Source organism: Pseudomonadota bacterium, assembly GCA_011049115.1.
GTDB lineage: Bacteria > Desulfobacterota > Anaeroferrophillalia > Anaeroferrophillales > Tharpellaceae > DSCM01.
Genome location: DSCM01000027.1, coordinates 1 through 21274, shown reverse-complemented (window position 1 = coordinate 21274; position 21274 = coordinate 1). Strand labels below are relative to the sequence as shown.

Genomic DNA, 21274 nt, shown 5'->3' with positions numbered 1-21274 from the left:
CCAGACTGAAAACCACCCCGCCGCCGATATCTGTTTTCTTCGCGCCCGAACTGTGCTAAAAAGCAGGCGGTTTTTTCGCACAGCCCCAGGTTTTTTGCCAAGGGAAACAACCCCGGAAAAAGATTGACGCCGTTTGCCGGCGTCACCCTCTTGCAACCCTGATTTTCGATCGTTTAAACCATGCCCAAGCTACAAGCCAATCGCATTCTGCTGGTCCACCCCCTGGGTTACGAGGCCGCAGCCGCCGACACCGACATCGCCCGCAAGGCCAATCTGATGCCGCCCCTGGGACTGGCTGGTATTGCCTCCTTTCTTGAGGCGCGGGGCAAAAAAGCCGACCTTCTCGATGCTTTCGCCTTCCCCTGCAGCGCCGACAGACGTTTAACCACCTATCTGCGCCTGTTCAGGCCGGGCTGGATCGGCTTCAGTTGCACCACCTCGAGTTTTCTCGACGCCGTCCGTCTGGCGACCCGGGCCCGAGAGATCCTGCCCGGCATTCGCACCCTTTGCGGCGGCCCGCATGTCTCGGCGCTACGCGAAAAGCTGCTGGCCGCCTATCCGGTGTTTGATTATCTGGTGGTCGGCGAAGGCGAGGAAACCCTGAACCAGCTGCTGAATGAACCCGCCGACGCGGCCCGCATTCCCGGCCTGGTGTTCTGGGACGCGGCCGGCGTCGCCCGCTTTTCCGGTTTTCGGGAGATTACCCTGGAACTCGACAGTCTGCCTTTTCCGGCCTACGAAAAGCTGCCCGGCTTTCCGCACCGCTACCGGCTGCCGATCTTCAACTACCCCAGGACCCCCAACAGCAGCTGTATTTCCAGCCGGGGCTGTCCCTATGCCTGCAGCTACTGCGACCGCTCGGTTTTTCGTCGCAGTTTCCGCTACAACTCGGCCGCCTACCTCTATCGCCACCTTGAATATCTGAAAAATCGTTTTGCCCTGCGTCACGTCAATTTCTATGACGACCAGTTCACCTTCAACCGCGAACGGGTTGATGAATTATGTCGAGCGCTTAGGGCCCGCCCCCTGAACCTGACCTTCAACTGCGCCGCCCGGGCCGAACATCTCGATTACAAGCTGCTTCAGAACCTGAAACAAGCGGGTTGCTGGATGATCAGCCTCGGCATTGAAAGCGGCGACGAACAACTCTTAAGCCGCCACCGCCAGAAGGTCGATCTCGACTTTCTGGCCGAGCAGGTCCGGCTGATCAAAAAAAGCGGCATTCGTGTCAAGGGGCTCTTCATGGTCGGCCTGCCCGGCGAAAGCGAAGCCTCGATCCGGCGTTCCATCAGCTATCTGCGCGGCCTGCCGATCGATGAACTCAACGTCGCCAAGTTCACCCCTTTTCCGGGCTCGCCGCTCTACGAAAACATTCACCGGTACGGTGACTTCGATGAGGACTGGACCAAAATGGACTGCATGAGTTTCCAGTTTATTCCGGACGGCATGCACCGGGCTCAGCTTGAAAAACTTTTTCTCGAGTTTTACCAGGCCCATTTCAAAAGACCGCAAACTCTATTCAACTACCTGGCCCTGCTCAAGGATTCACCGGACAGTTGGCGGCGCTTTCTCGGCGGCCTGCCGGCGTTTTTGCGCTTTGCCCGGCACAGCGACAGTCGCATGGTAAAATAAAAAAGGTTCACACATTGCCTCATGACCCCGCCCCGGCCCTGAAAGCCGTCGGAATCGCCGCGCTGATTCCCCTTTACAATCATGCCGCCACCCTGGAACAGGTTGTCGCCGGGGTGCGCCGCCGGCTGGATCCGGTAATCGTCGTCGACGACGGCAGCACCGATGCGGCCGCGGCGGCGTTGGCGCGGCCGCGGCCGGGAATTCACATCATTCGCCATGCCCGCAATCTGGGCAAGGGTGCGGCGATTCTCAGCGGGGCCGCCCGGGCCGACGAACTCGGCTGCCGGCATGTCATCACCATCGATGCCGACGGCCAGCATTTCGCCGAGGATATCGAGGCTTTCCTGAGCGCCATCGCCGCCGACCCCGAAGCCGTCGTCGTCGGCCGCCGCGATTTCTCCGCGACCACGGTCCCGCGCTCGTCGCGTTTCGGCCGAGACTTTTCCAACTTCTGGTTTCGGGTTCAGACCGGGAGGAAAATCGGCGACAGCCAGAGCGGTTTTCGCGCCTATCCCCTCAAGGTTTTACTGGCCTTTAAATGGCGGGAAAAGCGCTACGCCTTTGAAAACGAGGTCCTGGTCCGGGCCGCCTGGGCCGGAATCCGCATTCGGGAAATCCCGGTCAACGTTCATTATCCGGCCCGACATGAGCACATTTCACATTTTCACCGCCTCTGGGACAACCTCCGCTTGAGCTTTCTCAATACCCGGCTGACCATGCGCTCGATGCTGCCCTGGCCTCATGACCAGGTCGACGGCCGGGGCCGGCCGACGGCGGAACCGGTTTCCCTGCTGCATCCCGTGCGCAGCCTGCGCCGGCTGTTGCATGAAAATGCGACTCCGCCGCAACTGGCTTTGGCCGTCGCCCTCGGAGTTCTGGTCGGCGCCCTGCCGCTGCTCGGTCTGCGCGGTCTGTTGATTTTGATGGTGACCGGCTATTTTCGTCTCAACAAGGTCGTCGCCCTGAGCGCCGGCAACCTCTGCATACCGCCTTTCGTCCCGGCCCTCTGCATCGAGCTCGGTTACTTTCTGCGCCACGGTCGGTTCCTCACCGAAATTTCCCTGCGCACCCTGGGCTATCAGGCCCCGGCCCGGCTCTGGGAGTGGGGACTGGGCGCGCTTCTGGTCGGCCCCGGTCTGGCGTTGTCGTTCGGCCTGGCGACCTGGCTGCTGGCCGAGACCCTTTCCACCCGTAGGCGAAAAACGCGCCGCGAAAACTAAACCGGGCGGATATTTTTATCGAACATGGATTTTGCCGCATGAACCTTCAAACCGACAAACCCTGGAGCAGCCGCAGCGTCGGCGCTCCCTGGCAGCATCGTTTTTTTTACCATCTGATCCGCCGGGGCGGCCGCCGCCCGGCCTACCTTTTTCTGTATCCGGTGGTGCTCTACTACCTTTGCTGTCGGCCTGAACTCAGACGCAGAACCGGCCCCTACCTGAAGCGGCGTTTCCCCGCCCACGGCCGCCTCGCCGGCTGCCGCGACGCTTTTCGGCTGCTGTTGAGTTTCAGCCGCAGCCTGGTCGACCGCGCCCTGGTCGGCCTGCTCGGACCGCAAAGCCTGAACACCGAATTTCCACGCCATGACGAGCTGAAAACCGCGGCCGCCGCCGGCCGGGGACTCATCATTCTCACCAGTCATGTCGGCTGTTGGCAGGCGGCCATGGTTTATTTAAGCCTTCTGCGCCGCCCCGTGCATCTGCTTGTCGAACAGGAAGCCGGCAATATCGATCGCCATTATTTTGAGCTGACCGGCCGGGAAAACCCCTTTCGGTTCATCAACCCGGCCGGTTTTCTCGGGGGCGCCCTGGAGATGACCTGCGCCCTGAAAAACGGCGAAATCGTCTGCGTCATGGGAGATCGCCGACAGGGAAACCGGGAAAAACACCTGACCCTTGACTTTCTCAGCGCTCCGGTTAAATTCCCGGCGGCGGCCTGGAAACTGGCGGCGGTGACCGGGGCGCCGGTCGCCATCCTCTTTCCCTTGAAAAACGGCCCCGACCGCTACCGCATCGAGCTGGCCGACATCATGCAGCTGAACCCCGACCAGGCCCGGCCCCTGAACCGGCTGCGGCCGGCCATGGCCGGCTACGTCAAGGCCCTGGAGAATATTTCACAAAAAGAACCGTACCAGTTTTTTAATTTCTATGATATGTGGGAGACAGACGCTTAAGAATCGGAGGAAGTTCAAACCATGCCGGACCGCAATCTGCACCGCCAACTGAAAGAAATCATTATTGCCGAACTCAATCTCGAGGATATTAAACCCGAGACGCTTGCCGATGACGACCCGCTCTTCGGAGATGAGGGCCTGGGCCTGGATTCTCTGGACGCGGTCGAGCTGGTGGTCCTGATCCAGAAACATTTCGGGGTTGAAATCAAGGACATGGAAGAGGGCCGCGAGGCCCTGACCTCGATCAACGCCCTGGCCGAGTTCATCACGGCCCGCAAATCCGAGTCAGAGGGATCATGATGCAAGTTGCACGAAAATCCACCCGGCCATTTCCCGACCAACGCCCCGGCACCTCGGGCCTGCGCAAGAAAGTCAAGGTTTTTCAGCAACCCGACTACCTCGAAAACTTCGTGCAGGCCGCCTTCAACGCCCTCGGCGGCGTTGAAGGCAAGCAACTGCTGGTCGGCGGCGACGGACGCTACCATAACCGCGAAGCCCTGCAAGTCATCCTGCGTCTGGCGGGCGCCAACGGCCTGAAAAGAATACTGGTCGGCCGAGGAGGAATCATTTCCACCCCGGCGGCCTCCTGCGTGATTCGCAAATACGGTCTCGACGGCGGTTTCATTCTTTCGGCCAGCCATAATCCGGCCGGTCCCGACGGTGATTTCGGCATCAAGTTCAACACCGCCAACGGCGGTCCGGCCCCGGAAAAACTGACCGAAGCCATTTACGCGAAAAGCCTGCAGCTGGATCACTACCTGACCCTGGATCTGCCGGAGGTCGAGATCGACCGCAGCGGGCGACAACAAATCGGGGCCATGGAAGTGGAAATCATCGATCCGGTCGCCGATTACGCCGACCTGATGACGGAGCTTTTCGATTTTCCGGCGATAGCCGCCATGCTGGCCCAACCCGATTTTGACTTTCGCTTTGACGCCATGCACGCGGTCACCGGACCCTACGCGAACGAAATTTTCTTGCGGCGTCTGGGAGCGAACGCGACCAGCCTTCTGCGCTGCGAGGTCAAAGCCGATTTCGGCGGCGGCCACCCGGACCCCAATCTCAAGTACGCCGACGCCCTGGTCCGCATCATGTTCGCTCCGCAGGCACCCGCTTTCGGCGCCGCCTCCGACGGCGACGGCGATCGCAACATGATTCTCGGCCCCAATTTCTTTGTCACGCCGAGCGACAGCGTCGCGATTCTCGCGGCCAACGCCCATCTGATCAAAGGCTATCAGAAGGGCCTCAAGGGAGTGGCCCGCTCGATGCCGACCAGCACCGCGCTGGACGCGGTCGCTGCCAGGCTGGGCCTGGAATGTTTTGAAACCCCGACCGGCTGGAAATTTTTCGGCAATCTGCTCGACGCCGGCCGCCTGACCATCTGCGGCGAGGAAAGTTTCGGCACCGGCTCCGACCATGTCCGGGAAAAGGACGGGCTCTGGGCGGTGCTCTTCTGGCTCAACCTGCTCGCGGTACGCCGGCAGAGCCTGCCCGAAATCGTCGGCGAACACTGGCAGAGATTCGGCCGCAATTATTACAGCCGGCATGACTATGAAGAGGTCGACGGCGTTATTGCCGCCGACCTGATGGCGGATCTGCGCCGGCGCCTGCCACAACTTACGGGCCGCGCTTACGGCGCCTTACGCATTCTGCGGGCCGATGATTTTTCCTACCTTGACCCGATAGACGGTTCCCTGACCGAGAATCAGGGCTTGCGCCTGCTGTTTCACGACGGCTCCCGCATCATCGTGCGGCTTTCGGGCACCGGCACCAGCGGCGCCACCCTGCGTCTCTACCTGGAAAAGGTGGAAACCAACCGCGACCGCCTGCACCTTGAAACCCAGACGGCGCTGGCCGAGCTCATCGCTCTGGCCGAGCACCTGAGCGGCATTCGCCGGTTGACCGGCCGACGCCAACCGACGGTAACCACGTAACCGACCAATCACTTATTTTCAACCCCGGCCTTCCTCTTCCGGAGAAGCAATCATGACCAGCCCCGCTCCCGTGTTTCAAAGTTTAGGCCGCAGCCGCGGCGCCGGCATCCTGCTGCATCTGACCTCCCTGCCCAGCCCCTGGGGCAGTGGCGATCTCGGCCCGCAGGCCGAGTCCTTCCTCGACTTTCTGCAGAAAGCGGGGCAGCGCTACTGGCAGTTCCTGCCCTTAGGACCCACCCTGCCGGTCCACGGCCACTCCCCTTATATGAGTCCCTCGGCCTTTGCCGGCAACCCGCTGTTGATCAGTCCGGAGAAACTGTACGAGGACGGCTGGTTGCAAGCCGCGGACCTGGCCGGACATCCTGATTTTTATCAATACCTGGTAAACTTCGACGAGGTCGTCGCCGCCCGGGAAAAGCTGCTGCGCCAGGCCTTTGCTGAATTCTGCCGCGGCGCTCGCCTGAAAAACGACTTTCAGGCTTTTCAGGAACGAAGCTTCTGGCTGGAGGACTACACCCTGTTTGCCGCCCTCAGCCGGGAGTTCGCCGGACGGAGCTGGCAGCAGTGGCCGGCCGACCTGGCCCGGCGCGAACCGGCGGCTCTGGCCCGGGCCCGGGCCGGCCTTCAGGCCGAAATTGAATTCCAGGCTTTCACCCAGTTTCTCTTCGACCGGCAGTGGCGCGCCTTTAAAAACCGGGCCGCGGCCGCCGGTATTCAACTGATCGGCGACCTGCCGATCTATGTGGCCTTAAACAGCGCCGATGTCTGGGCCCGGCAGGAATGCTTCCAGCTCGATCCGGCCACCCTGCAGCCGGAATTCGTCGCCGGGGTGCCGCCCGATTACTTCAGCGCCGACGGGCAGAACTGGGGCAATCCTCTCTACCGCTGGCCGGACCGGAATGCGGCCGCAAGCCCGGTCATCACTTGGTGGCGACAGCGTTTCCGCCGCCAGGCCGAACTGGTCGAGATTGTCCGCATCGATCATTTCCGCGCTTTTGAGGCCTACTGGCGCATTCCCGCCGCCGCGACCGCGACCGCCGGGGAATGGGTCAAAGGTCCGGGCGCGGATTTCTTTCACTGGGTGGCCGACGCCGTCGGCGCTCTGAAAATCATCGCCGAGGACCTGGGCATCATCACGCCGGAAGTAGAAACCTTACGGGATGATTTCGGTTTCGCCGGCATGAAGGTTCTGCAGTTCGCCTTTGACGGCAAACCCGAGAACCCTTATCTGCCCTGGAATTTCACTTCGCCCAACTGCGTCGTTTACAGCGGCACCCATGACAATGACACCACCCTCGGCTGGTACCTCGACCCCGAGGTCGCGGCCGCCGCCAAGGAGCAGGCCCGCAGAACCATCGGCGGCGACGCCCACGCCATTCATCAGGATTTCATTCGCCTGGCCTACGCCTCGACCGCGGTCCTGGCCGTGATTCCGCTGCAGGACATTCTCGGCTTCGGCAGCGACTGCCGCATGAACTGCCCGGGCTCAACCACAAGAAACTGGGCCTGGCGCTGCGCACCGCGTTTTCTGACCGAGGACATCGCCGCCTGGCTACTGCGGGAAACCACCTTCTACAACCGCCGCCCGCCGGTCGCGGCTGACGCCCCGACGCGATGAACGGACAAGTGGGTTTCATCTCGGTAAACGCCGGGGATACGATCGAAGATTTCCTGCAGAAATCAGGTCATATCCCCGATTTTCCTGATTTTTTGTCTCAAGACAAGCTGAACTCAACTATGCTGAATAGTTCCTTGTGACCATCATAACCAACCGCTCCAAGGAGAAAAAACGTGTCCAAACGACAAGCCGCGCTTGACTACCACCGTCAGGGACGCAAAGGAAAAATCGAAGTCGTCACCACCAAACCCTGCGCCACCAGCCGGGATCTCGCCCTGGCCTACAGCCCCGGGGTCGCCGAACCCTGTCTCGAAATCGAAAAGCATCCCGACCTGGCCTACGAATATACCGCCAAGGGCAATCTCGTCGCGGTGGTTTCCAACGGCACCGCGGTGCTCGGCCTGGGCGACATCGGCGCCCAGGCGGGCAAGCCGGTGATGGAGGGCAAGGGGGTTTTGTTTAAACGCTTCGCCGACGTCGATGTTTTCGATATCGAGCTCGCCACTCGGGATTCCGATGAAATCATTCGCACCGTCAAGCTTCTGGAACCGACCTTCGGCGGCATCAACCTGGAAGACATCAAAGGTCCGGAATGTTTCTATATCGAAGAGCAGCTCAAAAAGATCATGAACATTCCGGTTTTCCACGACGACCAGCACGGCACCGCGATCATTGCCATGGCCGGCATGCGCAACGCCCTTGAACTGGTCGGCAAGACCATGGCCGAGGCGAAAATGGTAGTCAACGGCGCCGGGGCCGCCGGCATCGCCTGCGCCAATCTCGCGCTCAGTTTAGGCGTCAGCCGGGAAAACCTGATCCTCTGCGATTCCAAGGGGGTCATCTACCAGGGCCGCCGCGAAGGCATGAACGAGTACAAGGAACGACTCGCAGCCGCAACCAACGCCCGCAACCTGGCCGAGGCGATGGTCGGGGCCGATATCTTCTTCGGGGTTTCGGCCAAGGGCGCGCTGACGGCCGAGATGGTCCAGGGCATGGCGCCCGACCCGATTATCTTCGCCATGGCCAATCCTGATCCGGAAATCACCCCGCCGGAGGTGCTGGCGGTCCGGCCCGACGCCATTGTCGGTACCGGGCGCAGCGATTATCCGAACCAGGTCAACAATGTCCTGTGCTTTCCCTTTCTCTTTCGCGGCGCTCTGGATGTCCATGCCAGCGCCATCAACGAAGCCATGAAGGTGGCCGCGGTCAAGGCCCTGGCCGACCTGGCCAAGCAGGATGTGCCCGATTCGGTCCGGCGGGCCTACGGCAACGAGGAACTCAGTTTCGGCCGCAACTATATCATTCCCAAACCCTTCGACCCCAGAGTCCTGCTCCATGTCGCACCGGCGGTGGCCCAGGCGGCCATGGATTCCGGCGTGGCGCGCAAACCGATCACCGACATGAGCAAATATCTGGAACAGCTGGAAGCCCTCCAGGGCCGTTCCAAGGAGGTCATGCGCACCCTCATCAACAAGGCCCGGAACCACCCGAAACGGGTGGTTTTTCCCGAAGGCGACGACGAAAAGATTCTGCGGGCGGCGCAGATTTTGATCGACGAGAACATCGCCATCCCCGTGCTGCTGGGCAACGAAGCCACGATTCGCGCCAAGATCAACGATCTGCACCTCGACCTCGGCCCGATCGAAATTATCGACCCCCAGACCAGCGACAAACTGACGCGCTACGTCGAGGAGCTGTTTCACCTGCGCCAGCGCAAAGGCATCACTCTGGCCAAGGCCAAACGACTGATGCGCCGCAACCGCAACTATTTCGGGGCGATGATGGTGCATCTCGGGGATGCCGACACCCTGCTTTCCGGCATCGACCACCCCTACCCCGACACGATTCGGCCGGCCCTGGAAATCATCGGCAAGCGGGAAGATCTTTCCAAGGTCCACGGCACCTATCTGATGATAACTAAAAAAGAAGTGGTTTTTTTCGCCGACACCACCGTCAATATCGAGCCGACCGCCGCGGAACTGGCCGAAATCGCGATTCTGACGGCGCAGAAAGCCCGGCAGCTCGACATTGAACCGCGCATCGCGATGCTCTCTTTTTCCAATTTCGGCAGCACCAAACATCCTCTCAGCGACAAGGTCAAGGAAGCGACCCGCCTGGTCAAAAGCCGGGCTCCGCAATTGCTTGTCGATGGCGAAATGCAGGCCAACACCGCCCTCGACCCGGAACTGGCCGCCCGGCAGTTTCCCTTTTCCGCGGTGCAGGGCAATGCCAATGTCTTTATTTTTCCAGATCTACAATCCGGTAATATCTGCTATAAACTACTCAACAAGCTGGGCGGCGCCGAAGCCATCGGCCCGATTCTGATGGGCCTGAAAAAGCCCATTCATGTTTTACAGGGCGGCGACGACGTGAACGATATCGTCAACATGGCGGCGGTGGCGGTGGTTGACGCCCAGGAACAATAGCCGGGCCGGAACGGGTTTCCGGCCGCCAAAGAGGTGTCTTTGTGAGTTTGCAGAAAACTTCCGCCGCGTTACGAAAAAGCGCCGCTCCGCTGCTGCTGCTGGCGGGACTGCTCTTTTTGCCGGGAAGCGCCGGGGCCGGCTTCTGAAGCCGGGACGCCACCGAAATCACCCTGGATGAAGCCGTCGCCGAGCTCTGCGGGACCCTGGCCGACCAGGTCAACCTGAGGCTGCAGCCGGTGCTGATCAGCAGCCAGGATTTTTTTGACGCCCACAGCGGTCTCAGCCTGCCCTTGGCGGTGCAGCTGCGGGGCAAATTCATCAGCGAGATGAAACGCCGGGGAGCCCGCGTGCTGCTGCCCGGCAGCAACGAGGACCAATACCTGATTCTGCAAGGCAGCTGGCAGGGCGAAGGCGAGTTTCTGGCGCTGGATTTAAAAATCATCGCCCTCGGTCAGGACGGCCCGGAAGCCGTGGCCGCGGCCAGCGCCAAGCTGCTGAAAAAACGCCTCGACGAAAACGCCCTGATCGCCGATCTCGACTCCTGGGGTCGCTACCTGCTGCGCAAGCTGGAACTGCAGGTCAGAAACCGACAACGCCGCAGCGTCTATTTACGCGCCTTTCAGATAAAGGGGAATTTGCGGGAAAAAGGTGACCTGGGAATTTATCTCAACGACTGGCTGCGCCCGGCCCTGGCCGAAAACAACCTCTTTCGTGTGCTCGACCCCCAGCACGAGCTCTGTCGGCTTGATGTCGAACAGTTGCGGACCCGGGGCGGCCTGCCGCAAAACCGCCGGGCCGGGCCGGAAACCGACTCCGACCTGACCGCCGATCTGATTCGGGCCGACACCGAGCTCTGGGGCAGCGCCTGGAGTAATCGCCGCCAGCTGGAGATTCGGATTTCCATTCTCGATCCCGGCGGCATCCAGATCAGCGCCGCCTCGGCCACGGTGCCGGAGAACCTGTTTCCCGACTATCTGGTCGACCGCGAAGGTCAGGCCAAAGGCCTGGTTGCCGCCGGAGAGCTAGACTCCGAACAGGTCAGCCTTGGCGGTCTGCGGGTGGAGCTCAGCAGTAACCGCGGCGACCACCGGCCCCGTTATTATCAGGGCGAGCAGATTCGTTTTCTGGTCCGCCTCAATCGCCCCGCCTGGGTTTATCTGTTCTATCTCAACCCGGACGGTTCGGCCGTCCTGCTCTATCCGCTTGACCGGCGGCAGCGTTTCGATTCCCAGGCGCCCCCTCTGAAGGCCAATCATCTTCTGGTCCTGCCCGACGACGGCTGTCCCTATGACCTTAAAGTCAGCCCGCCTTTCGGCGTTGACCGGGTTCTGGCCATCGCCGGCGAAAACCGGCTGACCCCACCACCCGGCGAACTGCTCGACCAAGAGAGCGCCGCTCAGTTCTTCGCCGATCTCCGCCGCGCCGCGACCGACGCGCACACCGGCCATGCCGAAGCCCGTCTGGAACTGATCACCCTGGCCAAACCCGTCAGCGTTCGTTGAGCAGCGGCCGCCAGCCGCCGGCGTCCGGCTTGAAAGCCGCCGGCGGCGAAGGCACCAACCCATCTTTAACCCGGCCGAAACGGACCGTATCTTCCTTGGCCCGAGGCCAGTTATAGCTGAATTTTTCCGAGGGATGCTGGGCCCGGTCGGTGGCCCGAGGCACCGCCAGCAGCCAGCGCCGACCCTCACTCTCTCCGTCCGCCCGCTCCGGGGCCGCGGGAGCGGCGCGGTCTAGGACCCGGCCGCCGGGCGCGGCTGGGCGCACGACAAAACCATCCGCCCGGCAAACGCCAGCCAAACTCACCAGCATAAGCCCGACCAGCCAACCCCGAAGCCAACGCGACAACGAAAACATGTTCCCCTCCCGCTTCTTGAGAACGGAATAAAGGCCACCCTTCTGACGACGCCCAGACTTCAGGGCAGCAGGCGCAGATTCTTGGCGGCGTATTTCTTCAACTTGCGATCCGGAGCGGTCTCGGCGACGCGACGCAGGGTCGCGGCGTAACGACTTTCGCCGGAGGCGGGCGCCCAGCACGTTGCAGAACCAGGCCATCGCGTCCGCATGATATTTATCCCGGCTTTTCAGCTGATAACCCTTGAGCAACTCCCGATCGACCGCGTCCAGCAGAATCCTTTCCGTGGGATAGGCGCGGATGATTTTCTTGGCGGCGTAACGCTGATCCTGCGCTTTTCCGGACTGCAGCAGATGCAGGCATTTTCTGATCTCCGTATCCAGCGCCGGGGTTTTGCCGGCGCTCTTTGCCGGCGGCGGCAAGGCGGCCGTTGACACCGGCGGATCCGGGGTTGCTGGTGGGGCGAGCGGGGCCGGCGGCGCCACCGGAGTTGCGGCGGAGCTCGCGGACGGCGAACTGGAGGGCCTTGCCGGCAACGCCGCACTGCCGTTTTCCGGCTGAAAATAAAAGCTACCCATCAGGGAAGAGGTTTCCCAGGGCGTCTGCCGACCCGAGGTTTCCCCGACCACGCCGATCCGCACCTGTTTAAAAACCTCCTCGATGCTCAGATCGGGCCGCTCCATGTTGGCGAGCAGATGCTTGGTGTAAAGCCCGTTGCCGTCCGTCCCGTCCGCGGCCACCGCTCCGGGCGAGGTGGCAAAGGCCAACAGGGTGCCGCGCGGCGCGTCCACCAGCGCCAGTCCCTGGGTCGCGCTGCGAAAGCTACGGGCAAAGGGATTATCCCGACAGGCATCGAGCACCACGATATTGAGCTGGCAGCGAGCATCCTCCATCTTGCCCAGAACCCGCCCCAGATCCAGGGCTTCGAATTCGACATCGGCTTCGGTCTGCAACTGCGCGTCGGCCGGAATCAGGTAATTGCGCCCTTTGGCCTGAATCCCGTGCCCGCGCCGGCCGCACTCAGGCCAGCAGAGCGGCGGCATTGCGGGTGAAGATATGTTCAAGCATCTTTTCCGTCAGTCCCAGGGCCGCGATCGCCTCGGCATTGGCGCGCACCCCCGGCACCCCCGGAAAATCCGTGCCGAAAACGAACTTGGGATAAAACCTGGCCAGTTTGGGATAGTAGCGCAGCAGATTACGCGGCGGCAGACCGGACAGATCAATATAGACCCGCTCGTGGCGCATGATCATGAACTCGGCGAGCTGATACCAGAAGCCGCGGCCGCCGTGACAGAGAACCAGCTTCAGCGTGGGAAAATCAACCGCGAGATCATCAAAATCATAGGGGTCGGCATGACGCAGGCGAACGCCGGGAAAAACCGAGGTGCCGGCGTGCAGCATCAGCGGCAGCTCCCGGTCCCGGCAGATTTCGTACACCGGATACAGGCGCGGGTCGTTGACCCGATGCCGGCAATGGACGCCGTGAATCTTCAGCCCCCTGACCCCGAGCCCGAGCTGACGCTCGAATTCGGCGACCGGATCGGAGTGCAGCTCCGGATTCAGCGCCCCGAAAGGAATAAACTGCGGATATCGGCCGGCGATCGCCAGGGCCCGCTCGACCGGCATGACTCCGGCCGTATGCGGAGCGTATTCCGGCAGCAGCACCCCGCCGACCACCCCCTCGTCGGCCAGCACCCGGGCAAAGGCGTCGACGTCCTGCTCGCCCCGCGCAGTATAAATTTCCCGCCAGTAGGGCCCGGTCTCCATCCAGAGTTGCCGGGCCTTTGCCGACCACTCATAATAATGACCGGTGTGAAGATGAAAATCGAAGAGGTTACGCATCGCTCGCTCTACCTGTATGCTCCGGTCGCCGAAAAGGTTTTGCCGGGCGACCGCCAATAAGCACCCACCTCGGTACAGGGGCTGGTTTTTTGCAAACCAAAAATAAATGTTTCCGAACCTAAACGGTGAGCTCCTAATGCGGGAGCGAGCCCCGCAACCCAAAGGACCCTTACGGCCCGCAAATAAGTGCTCTTATCAGAACATTTTCTTGTTTTTGTGGTTGAAAAAACTGTTGAAAAAAAACAAGAAAATAACCTGTAAGACACTAATAAGCCGGAGGCTGCTTTTTTGTCAAGTGGGCCGGCTTAAAAAAATCGGGGTCGGGGCGGGCGCGGCCATTTTTTTAAGCCGCCAAGCGCTGTTTTAATGTAAAAGCTGTATTTTTTGAGGAAAAACCAGCGCCGCCGGGCGGCCCTCATAGCGATTTTTCACCGCGCGGCAACATTTACATTGCAATCCTGTGGGGATTTTGCCATGTATTGCGACCATAGGCAGCCCCCCCTTTTGAACGCGGCCGCCCCCGCCCCTGGAGCGGACCGCCGGTCAGCAAACCATGATCAGACTGATTATCAACGCCGACGATCTCGGCAGCGGCCCCCAACGCGATCGCGGCATTCTTCACGCCTTTGAGCGGGGACTGGTGACCAGCGCCTCGCTGCTGGCCAACGGTTCCAGTTTCACCGAGGCGGCCCGGCTGGCGCAGGCTGCAACTGCCGCTGGGAGTTCATCTCAATCTTTCGGAGGGCCGCGCCCTGACCGGCTTAATTCCCGGCCTGACCAACCACAACGGCCATTTCCCCGGCAAGGCGGGATTACGGGCCCGACTGATGCGCCCCGCCCTGCCCCGCCATGAAATCCGCCGCGAACTTACAGCCTAGGTTGATCGCGTTTGCCAATCCGGACTGGAGCCCGACCATCTCGACAGTCATCAGCATTTCGTGCTCTTTCCCGCGCTCAGCGACCTGGTTCTGGACCTGCATCGCGAGCTGAATATTTTGGCCCTGCGCCGACCGCTGCCGGCCGAGAGCCCGCCCATTGCAAAAGGAAGGGAAAAGACGACAAGAAAAGCGCTTACAGGAGATGGACCGCGGTGGCCTTAAAGGAGACGACCAGCTGGTCGCCGATTTGAGGATTGAGCTCGACCAGGGCCTGGCTCGTGATCAGGGCGGTAAAGACCAGGGCGCCGACGGCCAGATCGAGCTCAAAGAAAAACCCGCAGCCGCGTCGGGCCGTGACCCGGCCGACAAAGGCGTTGCGAAGGCTGGCGGCAAGCGGCCGGCGGCTGAGGATCAGATCTTCCGGGCGAATCGCGAGATAGCGCTTGAGCGGTTCGGCCCGGCGGCCCAATTCGATAGTCAGGTCCGCGACCCGGGCCGCGGCGTCGTGAAACTCGGCGGGAAAGAGGTTTTTCATGCCGACGAACTCGGCCACCATCGCGGTCGCGGGACGACGAAAGATATCCTCGATCGCCCCGCTCTGCACCAGCCGTCCCCGATCCATGACCGCCGCCGCCCGGGCCAGGACCAGGGCCTCGGTAAAATCGTGGGTGACCAGAAGAAAGGTAGCCGACCCGGCTGCGTGCAGTTCGCGCAGATGCAGCTGAATTTCCTGACGGAAGGCGGGATCGAGCGCGGACAGGGGCTCGTCGAGGAGCAGAATTTCGGGTTCCACCACCAGGGCCCGGGCCAGGGCCGTGCGCTGCCGTTCGCCGCCGCTCAAGGTTTCCGGGCGCCTCGACAGCAGGGAAGAAAGATTGAGACGGTCGACAAGCTCGTCCAGCCGGGCCCGGTTTTTCTTTTCCGGGTGAAAACGCAGCCCGTAACGAATGTTTTCCAGCACCGACAAGTGGGGAAAAAGCGCGTAATCCTGATAAACGAGGCTGATGCCCCGCCGTTCCGGAGGCAGATGGGTCAGACGCCTGCCGCCGGCGTAAATCTCGCCCCGGCGCAGGGGCACGAGCCCGGCCAGGGCTTCGAGCAACACGCTTTTCCCGGCACCGGTCGGCCCCATCAGGGCGAAAAAAGATCCCGGCGCCAGTTCGAGACTGATGCCGTCCAGCCGAAAAGCCCCCAGCTCCGCCGTCAGGTTCTCCAGTTTCAGACTCATCCCCGCCCCCCGCGCGCCGCCACGCCCCGGCCCAGCACGCGCAGGCCGACAAAAAGCAACAGGCAGATCAGAATCAACCAGACCGCGACCGGCTGTGAATAGCGCAGGCCGAAAGACTGAAAACGCTCGAACATCAGCACCGGCGCGATCATCGGATGATAGGCGATGATCACGACCGCGCCGAACTCACTTAAAGCCCGGGCCCAGGCCATGATCACACCGCTCAGAAGCGAGCGCCGGGCCAGGGGAAAGGTGACCAGGCAGAAGGTCGCCGTCATCGAGGCGCCCAAACTGCGGGAGACGTGTTCCAGGCGGGGCGGCACCGCGGCGAAGCCTTCCCGCGCCGCCTGCAGATAGAAAGGCAGGCCGACAAAGGTCATGACCATGATGATGCCGGCCGGATGGCCGACGATTCTGACCCCCATCTCTCCCAACAGGCGGCCCAGCCAGAAGTTCTTGCCGACCAGGCCGAGCAGGGCGATGCCGACCACCGGATGGGGAATGACGATCGGCAGATCGACGAGCGCCTCGATTAGGCGCTTGCCGCGAAACTCCACCCGGGCCAGAAGATAGGCGAGCGGCGTACCGAAAATAAAACAAATCAGGGCGGCGCAGCCGCCGGTGTACAAACTGAGCCAAAGCGCGCCGTAAACCTCGGGATCGCGAATCGTCTCCGCCAGGGCCGCCGGGGAAGGCGCGCTCACCAGGCGCAACAGCGGCACCGTGATAAAGAGCAGCACCAGCATACTGCCGGCCAGGACCAACCAGAAAAAACCTTCCCGGCGCATGCCCCTTTACCGCCCGCCGGCCGCCGGCCGGGCCCGCAACTTAGCCGGCAGAGACTCGGGCTTTGAGCCCGGACTCAGACGCGGCGGCGACAGGGGCGGCTGTCCCATGGCGGCCAGGATTTTCAGACCGCCCTCGGGATCGAGCAGAAAATCAAGAAAACGAAGCGCCGCCTGCGGCTGCGGGGCCCGGTCGAGCAAAGTCACCCCGTAGGTGATCGACTTGCCCTGCAAAAGGATTCGCTCTCCCGGTTTCTTGCCGTTGACCTCGACCTGGGCCTGTCGATAAAACTCGTCCTCGGCCGGATTGCCGAGATTGAGTTTATCGGGCAGGGCGACAAATTCAAGCCCGTGCTGCACCGCGACCGAGCGATATTCCCAGGCGTAATCCAAAACCCCGCTTTCCAGCAAAGCTAGCAGCTCCACGGCCTTGGGCCGAATATTGGCCTCCGGCCGGGCGGCCGTCAGCCGCGCCGCCAGGCCGGGCCGGCCCAGCAGTTTTTCGGCCAGCTGCAAGACCATCAGGGCGCTGTAGCCGCAGGGATCGAGATTGGGGTCGGAATGCCCCCAGTTGACCCCCGGCCGGGCCAGAATCTCGGTCCAGTTATGCGGGCCGATTTCAGCCGCGTAGGCGCTGGCGGGGGTATAGCAAAGCACCATCTGGTTCGTGGCGAACAGAATATTCCAGGAGGCCTCGGTCGGAATCAGCATGCGGTCGATCACGGCAAAATCGGCCGCCGCCATGAGGTCGCAGGGCCGGTGCAGCTCGCTGATCATGCGGGCGCACTGGCTGCTGCCGCCGGCTTCGCGCAGAACCTCGAGCTCCGGATGCCGCGCCTCGAACTCCTTTTCCAGCGCCGCCAGGGGCACGGTCAGGCTGCCGGCATGAAAGATGATCACCGCCTCGGCGGCGGCCGGCGGCGGCGTACCCCAGAGCAGAGCGAAAAACAGCGCCGCGAGCAGACCGCGGCCCAGAACCTGACGCACATAACCGAGCCGACAAGGCATCGTTCAACCTCCTCTTTTTTGTTTGAAAATCAGTTCGCACCAGAACAAACGAACTCGATTTTACACAAAAAAGACCCTGGAAGCAATAAAAATTACCAAGACTTCCTCAGACGAACCCGCCCCGCAAGCTTAAGATAAGAGAACCCCTGCGGCCCGCGGCCGACAGCGTTTTCGCGGCTCGCAAACAACTACTCTCAGCCGTTTTTTTTGCAAAGCAAACCTACTAAACCGTGGGGCAAAAGTTCAGCTTTCCGCCCAACCGCCTTTGCGTCCCGGTTGCTGCAGGGCTTTTTCCAGGCGTTGCAGATATTCGCGGCGGCTGATCTCCCGCCCGCCGAAACGGCGCAGATGGGCGGTCAGAAACTGCAGATCGATAAAATGCAGCGACCGCCGCCGGGCCACCGCGACCACTTCGGCCAGGGCCGCCTTGGAGGCGTGATCGACCAGGGAAAACATCGACTCCCCGAAAAACGCCCGGCCCAGACAAACCCCGTAGAGCCCGCCGACCAGGCGGCCGTCCCGCCAGGTTTCAAAGGAATGGGCCAGGCCCGCCCGGTAAAGATCGAGATAGGCGTCCTGCATGGCCGGGGTGATCCAGGTGCCGCTTTCGCGGCGGCGGACAACGTCGGCGCAGGCCTTGAGCACCTGGGCGAAAGCCCGGTCCCGGCTGCAGGTAAAGGCGGCGTGGCACAGATAACGGCGATCGCGGCGGGAAAGCCTAAATTCTTCCGGAAAAAGCACGGCTCGGGGATCGGGCGACCACCAGAGCGGGGGATCATCGGGTCCGAACCAAGGGAAAATGCCCTGGGAGTAGGCGCGCAGCAACCGTGCGCGCGACAGATCGCCGCCGACGGCCAGCAGCCCGCTGTCCGCGTCGGCCAGATAGGCGGGCGGAAACACTGGCCGCGCGCTGAGACGGTAAACAGGCATCGGTTTTCATCCTCCTTGCGGTTCGCGGCCGGGTTTGACATAACCGGCATTTAAACACAGTCGGAATGATTATGCAAACCGTGGAAATTCGTAACCAGGTAAAAATTGTTGGCGAACCGGATCCGGATAGTGACCTCGATTTATTGATCGTCGTGGAAAAGTCGGATCAGAAAATGCCGCAGCGTTCAATGGCAGGTCGCCGGGTGCTCCGCGACCTGCGTCTGGCAAAAAACATCCTGGTCTATACGGCAGACGAGTTCAATCTTTTGCTCCAGGACCCTGCGTCCCTGGCGCGCAAGGTCAAGCGGGAAGGGAAGCTTCTTTATGAAAAGCCATGAACAGTGGCTGGTCAAGGCCTCCAGTGATTACCAATCGCCCCTGAAACTGTTTGCGGGTGAAAGCCCTATTTTTGATACCGCGATTTATCACGCCCAGCAAACCGCGGCAAAGGCCCTGAAAGCTTTCTTAGGCCTTTAAAGAGCAGGCTTTGCGAAAAACTCACAATCTTGAGTTGCTGGTAATTTTCTGTTCCGAGCTGGACGATAGCTTCTCTTGTCTATTGCCGGGCGCCGAAGTCTTGACTCCTCCCCGGTAACCCGCCTTTTCTATGGGGGTAAATTATTTTCTTGAAAAATACCCTGATTATTCGATAAAGGCTAAAGCTAGGATCTGTCAGGTTATGGGCAAAGGTTGCCGGAGTCGCGGATGGAAGCGAACGCCCGGGGGATGATCAAAATTGATCGAAAGGAGACTGATTTGAAAAAGCGAGCGACCTGGTTAATCTTGGTGGCGGTGGTGCTTTTCGTGGTTATGGTTCTGGCGGCGGGGCCGGCATGTGCCTGGTTGATGGGTGGTTTCGAGGCGCCGGCGGCCAAGCCGAAGCCGGCGGCTTTAAAACTCCGGGCGCCGGGGCGCCCGGACGCGATTTTTTCTAAAAAACGCATTATTTTTATGGGGGAAGTTTATAAGTTCTCACGTGAAGGCGCGAAGGCGCGAAGAGACCTGAAACAACTTCGCGCCCGTATCAGTGATTCTTCATTGAAAATTGATAATTCGTAATTCGTAATTGATTCATGCAATACGCATTTTTTACCATTTCCGGCTATCCCGAAGCCGACGAGGTTGAAAAACTCAACCGTTTCCTGCGCTCGGTAAGAGTGCTGCGGATCGAACGCAGCTTCTCGGCCGCTCATGGTAGCTGGTTTCTGGCGGTCTAATATCAGGACGGCAAACCGGAAAAAAATCAGCCCTCCGGCGGCCGCCGCAGCAAGATCGACTACCGCGAGATTCTGGAGCCGGAAACCTTCGCCGTTTTCGACCGTCTCCGCGCCTGGCGTAAGGAGCAGGCCGCCGGCGAGGGCCTGGCCCCTTACGTGATTCTCACCAACGAGCAACTGGCGGCGATTGCCCGGCTCGATGAAATTTCTTTAGCCGCCCTTGGCCGCATCGACGGCATCGGCGAGGCGCGGCTGCAGAAATACGGCGCGGCAGTGCTGGCGGTCTGCCGGGAACATCAGCAGTCGGCGGGGCAAGGTGGAGAAGCAAACCATGGCGCGTAGACGCGGCGGCCTTTACTTACGCATTGCCGAGCCCGACAACCTGCGCCTGGCTTATCTCAAGGCCCGGCGCGGTAAACGGCAGCGGCCCCAGGTTAAAGCCTTTGCCGCCGAGCTTGACGACAATCTCTTGCGCCTGCGCCGGGGGCTTTTGGGCGCCGAGCCGTTAAGCCTCGGCAACTACCGCTACTTTATGGTGCACGACCCCAAGCCCCAGCTGATCTGTGCCGCCGCCTTTGAGGAGCGGGTCCTGCATCACGCCATCATGAATGCCTGCGAGCCGGTTTTCGAGGCCTTCGCGATCTTTGATTCCTACGCCTGCTCGCCCTCTTTGCCGAGCTTTTGGCCACCTACGAGACGGCGCCGGGCAGAGGCCTGCCGATCGGCAACCTGATCTCGCAGCATCTTGCTAATTTCTACCTGGGCGCCTTTGACCACTGGCTCCAGGAGGAGCTGCGGGTGGCCGGCTACCTGCGCTACATGGATGATTTTCTCCTCTTTGCCGATGAACCTTCGCGGCTTAAGGAGCAGTTGGCGCACCTGGAAGAGTTTCTGGCGGCGCGGCTGAAGCTTACACTCAAAGACAATGTCCAGCTCAACCGTTCGGCCCGCGGCATCCCTTTTCTCGGCTATCGGGTGTACCCCGGCCGTCTGCGGCTGGCACCGGCGGCGCGGCGGCGCCTGGCCGGCAAACTGAAGCTCAATGAAAAACTTTTTCGGGCCGGCCACCGATTACATGGAACTTCAGGTCAAACTGCTGCAAACCGCCGACCGTACCGTGGCCGGTTCCCTGAGCTGGCGCAGCCGCCTGGAGCCTGGAACCCGGCTGGCAGAAAAGGGCGGCGACCGGACGCGGCAATATCTATCATCGGGACGTCGAGGTGGTCGGGCCGGGGGCCGACGGCTCCTCCGGTCCCCGCCTGACGGCCCGGCTGGACCGTAATCCGCCCTGCTATCCGGCCGGGGCCGAGGTCACGCTTCAGATCGGCGCCGAAGCCGGAGCCTATCTGTATATTCTCAACATCGCCGCCGACAACACCGTGACCCTCAATTACCCCAACCGCTATTTACCCGACCGGGCCCTGGCCGGCGGCGATTTCCGTTTTCCCCCGGCCGACCTGCCCCAGCTGAAACTGCTGCTCTATCCGCTGCCCGGAAAACGGCCGACCGCAAAGCCTTCAAGGTGATCGCCGCGAATAAGCCGCTCGATTTTTCCTTTCTCAAGGTGCCCGAAGGCCGCATGTTCGCCGGCGCCGAAGCCGCCGAGCTCAAAAAAGTGCTAACGGTTGGTTGTGATACTCTAAAATTGATCAGTTAAAGAGCTAGTGATTACGGAAAATTGACCACCCACAGCGACCTTTTCTGTATATGGTTTTTAAAACCATATACAGAGAGGTGAAAGGATGCTT

At 61.3% G+C, this 21274-nt stretch carries 23 protein-coding genes; 17 read left to right on the top strand and 6 right to left on the bottom strand.

Annotated elements, in window-relative coordinates:
* The first annotated feature begins 180 nt into the window (after positions 1 to 180).
* From ENN66_02350 to ENN66_02315, 8 genes are all read left to right on the top strand, one after another.
* Positions 181 to 1632: a radical SAM protein gene (locus ENN66_02350; protein ID HDS15461.1), complete on the top strand. Its 1452-nt coding sequence runs from the start codon at positions 181 to 183 to the stop codon at positions 1630 to 1632.
* Positions 1633 to 1670: 38 nt separating this feature from the next.
* Positions 1671 to 2852, top strand: coding sequence for a glycosyltransferase family 2 protein (locus tag ENN66_02345; GenBank protein ID HDS15460.1), 1182 nt, complete (start codon positions 1671 to 1673; stop codon positions 2850 to 2852).
* A 38-nt stretch (positions 2853 to 2890) separates the two neighbouring features.
* A complete protein-coding gene (locus ENN66_02340) occupies positions 2891 to 3805 on the top strand; it encodes a lipid A biosynthesis acyltransferase (protein ID HDS15459.1) in 915 nt (304 codons plus the stop codon).
* 21 nt (positions 3806 to 3826) lie between these two features.
* The gene (locus ENN66_02335) at positions 3827 to 4105 is read left to right on the top strand and encodes an acyl carrier protein (GenBank protein HDS15458.1); all 279 of its coding nucleotides are present in this window, start codon (positions 3827 to 3829) and stop codon (positions 4103 to 4105) included.
* On the top strand, positions 4105 to 5739 hold the full coding sequence (locus tag ENN66_02330; GenBank protein ID HDS15457.1) for an alpha-D-glucose phosphate-specific phosphoglucomutase: 1635 nt from the start codon (positions 4105 to 4107) through the stop codon (positions 5737 to 5739). Before ENN66_02335 ends, ENN66_02330 begins: the two co-directional genes overlap by 1 nt.
* Before the next feature lie 52 nt (positions 5740 to 5791).
* Positions 5792 to 7357 carry a 4-alpha-glucanotransferase gene (gene malQ, locus ENN66_02325; GenBank protein ID HDS15456.1) on the top strand — a complete coding sequence of 522 codons (1566 nt, stop codon included), beginning with the start codon at positions 5792 to 5794 and terminating at the stop codon, positions 7355 to 7357.
* A gap of 173 nt (positions 7358 to 7530) precedes the next feature.
* Positions 7531 to 9783: an NADP-dependent malic enzyme gene (locus ENN66_02320; GenBank protein HDS15455.1), complete on the top strand. Its 2253-nt coding sequence runs from the start codon at positions 7531 to 7533 to the stop codon at positions 9781 to 9783.
* 236 nt (positions 9784 to 10019) lie between these two features.
* On the top strand, positions 10020 to 11285 hold the full coding sequence (locus ENN66_02315) for a DUF4384 domain-containing protein (GenBank protein ID HDS15454.1): 1266 nt from the start codon (positions 10020 to 10022) through the stop codon (positions 11283 to 11285).
* On the opposite strand, the gene ENN66_02310 is transcribed toward ENN66_02315, so the two are convergent.
* Positions 11272 to 12702: a hypothetical protein gene (locus ENN66_02310; GenBank protein ID HDS15453.1), complete on the bottom strand. Its 1431-nt coding sequence runs from the start codon at positions 12700 to 12702 to the stop codon at positions 11272 to 11274. The genes ENN66_02315 and ENN66_02310 overlap by 14 nt on opposite strands.
* Positions 12659 to 13480 carry an amidohydrolase gene (locus ENN66_02305; GenBank protein ID HDS15452.1) on the bottom strand — a complete coding sequence of 274 codons (822 nt, stop codon included), beginning with the start codon at positions 13478 to 13480 and terminating at the stop codon, positions 12659 to 12661. Before ENN66_02305 ends, ENN66_02310 begins: the two co-directional genes overlap by 44 nt.
* Before the next feature lie 553 nt (positions 13481 to 14033).
* On the opposite strand from ENN66_02305, the gene ENN66_02300 reads away from it, so the two are divergent.
* Together ENN66_02300 and ENN66_02295 are read left to right on the top strand one after the other, a co-directional pair.
* The gene (locus ENN66_02300) at positions 14034 to 14333 is read left to right on the top strand and encodes a ChbG/HpnK family deacetylase (protein HDS15451.1); all 300 of its coding nucleotides are present in this window, start codon (positions 14034 to 14036) and stop codon (positions 14331 to 14333) included.
* 49 nt (positions 14334 to 14382) lie between these two features.
* Positions 14383 to 14580, top strand: a complete 198-nt coding sequence (locus ENN66_02295; protein HDS15450.1) for a hypothetical protein — start codon at positions 14383 to 14385, stop codon at positions 14578 to 14580.
* Here the strand turns inward: ENN66_02295 and ENN66_02290 are convergent.
* The 4 genes from ENN66_02290 to ENN66_02275 all read right to left on the bottom strand — a co-directional run bounded on the left by ENN66_02290 (position 14552) and on the right by ENN66_02275 (position 18309).
* A complete protein-coding gene (locus ENN66_02290) occupies positions 14552 to 15586 on the bottom strand; it encodes an ABC transporter ATP-binding protein (GenBank protein ID HDS15449.1) in 1035 nt (344 codons plus the stop codon). The genes ENN66_02295 and ENN66_02290 overlap by 29 nt on opposite strands.
* The gene (locus tag ENN66_02285) at positions 15583 to 16374 is read right to left on the bottom strand and encodes an ABC transporter permease subunit (protein ID HDS15448.1); all 792 of its coding nucleotides are present in this window, start codon (positions 16372 to 16374) and stop codon (positions 15583 to 15585) included. Before ENN66_02285 ends, ENN66_02290 begins: the two co-directional genes overlap by 4 nt.
* A gap of 6 nt (positions 16375 to 16380) precedes the next feature.
* On the bottom strand, positions 16381 to 17379 hold the full coding sequence (gene wtpA, locus ENN66_02280) for a tungstate ABC transporter substrate-binding protein WtpA (protein ID HDS15447.1): 999 nt from the start codon (positions 17377 to 17379) through the stop codon (positions 16381 to 16383).
* Positions 17380 to 17622: 243 nt separating this feature from the next.
* The gene (locus ENN66_02275) at positions 17623 to 18309 is read right to left on the bottom strand and encodes a leucyl/phenylalanyl-tRNA--protein transferase (protein ID HDS15446.1); all 687 of its coding nucleotides are present in this window, start codon (positions 18307 to 18309) and stop codon (positions 17623 to 17625) included.
* A 71-nt stretch (positions 18310 to 18380) separates the two neighbouring features.
* Between ENN66_02275 and ENN66_02270 the strand changes: the two genes are divergently transcribed.
* The 7 genes from ENN66_02270 to ENN66_02240 all read left to right on the top strand — a co-directional run bounded on the left by ENN66_02270 (position 18381) and on the right by ENN66_02240 (position 21052).
* Positions 18381 to 18647: a hypothetical protein gene (locus ENN66_02270; GenBank protein HDS15445.1), complete on the top strand. Its 267-nt coding sequence runs from the start codon at positions 18381 to 18383 to the stop codon at positions 18645 to 18647.
* Positions 18634 to 18786, top strand: coding sequence for a HEPN domain-containing protein (locus ENN66_02265; GenBank protein HDS15444.1), 153 nt, complete (start codon positions 18634 to 18636; stop codon positions 18784 to 18786). Before ENN66_02270 ends, ENN66_02265 begins: the two co-directional genes overlap by 14 nt.
* A 327-nt stretch (positions 18787 to 19113) precedes the next feature.
* Complete coding sequence (locus tag ENN66_02260) at positions 19114 to 19368, top strand: hypothetical protein (protein ID HDS15443.1); 255 nt, start codon at positions 19114 to 19116, stop codon at positions 19366 to 19368.
* A gap of 212 nt (positions 19369 to 19580) precedes the next feature.
* Positions 19581 to 19868, top strand: coding sequence for a hypothetical protein (locus tag ENN66_02255; GenBank protein ID HDS15442.1), 288 nt, complete (start codon positions 19581 to 19583; stop codon positions 19866 to 19868).
* Entirely contained in the window at positions 19858 to 20259 is a 402-nt protein-coding gene (locus ENN66_02250; protein ID HDS15441.1) for a hypothetical protein, read from the top strand. Before ENN66_02255 ends, ENN66_02250 begins: the two co-directional genes overlap by 11 nt.
* Complete coding sequence (locus ENN66_02245; protein HDS15440.1) at positions 20184 to 20789, top strand: RNA-directed DNA polymerase; 606 nt, start codon at positions 20184 to 20186, stop codon at positions 20787 to 20789. The genes ENN66_02250 and ENN66_02245 overlap by 76 nt, the downstream gene beginning before the upstream one ends.
* Positions 20681 to 21052, top strand: coding sequence for a DUF4384 domain-containing protein (locus tag ENN66_02240; GenBank protein ID HDS15439.1), 372 nt, complete (start codon positions 20681 to 20683; stop codon positions 21050 to 21052). Before ENN66_02245 ends, ENN66_02240 begins: the two co-directional genes overlap by 109 nt.
* Positions 21053 to 21274 lie beyond the last annotated feature (222 nt).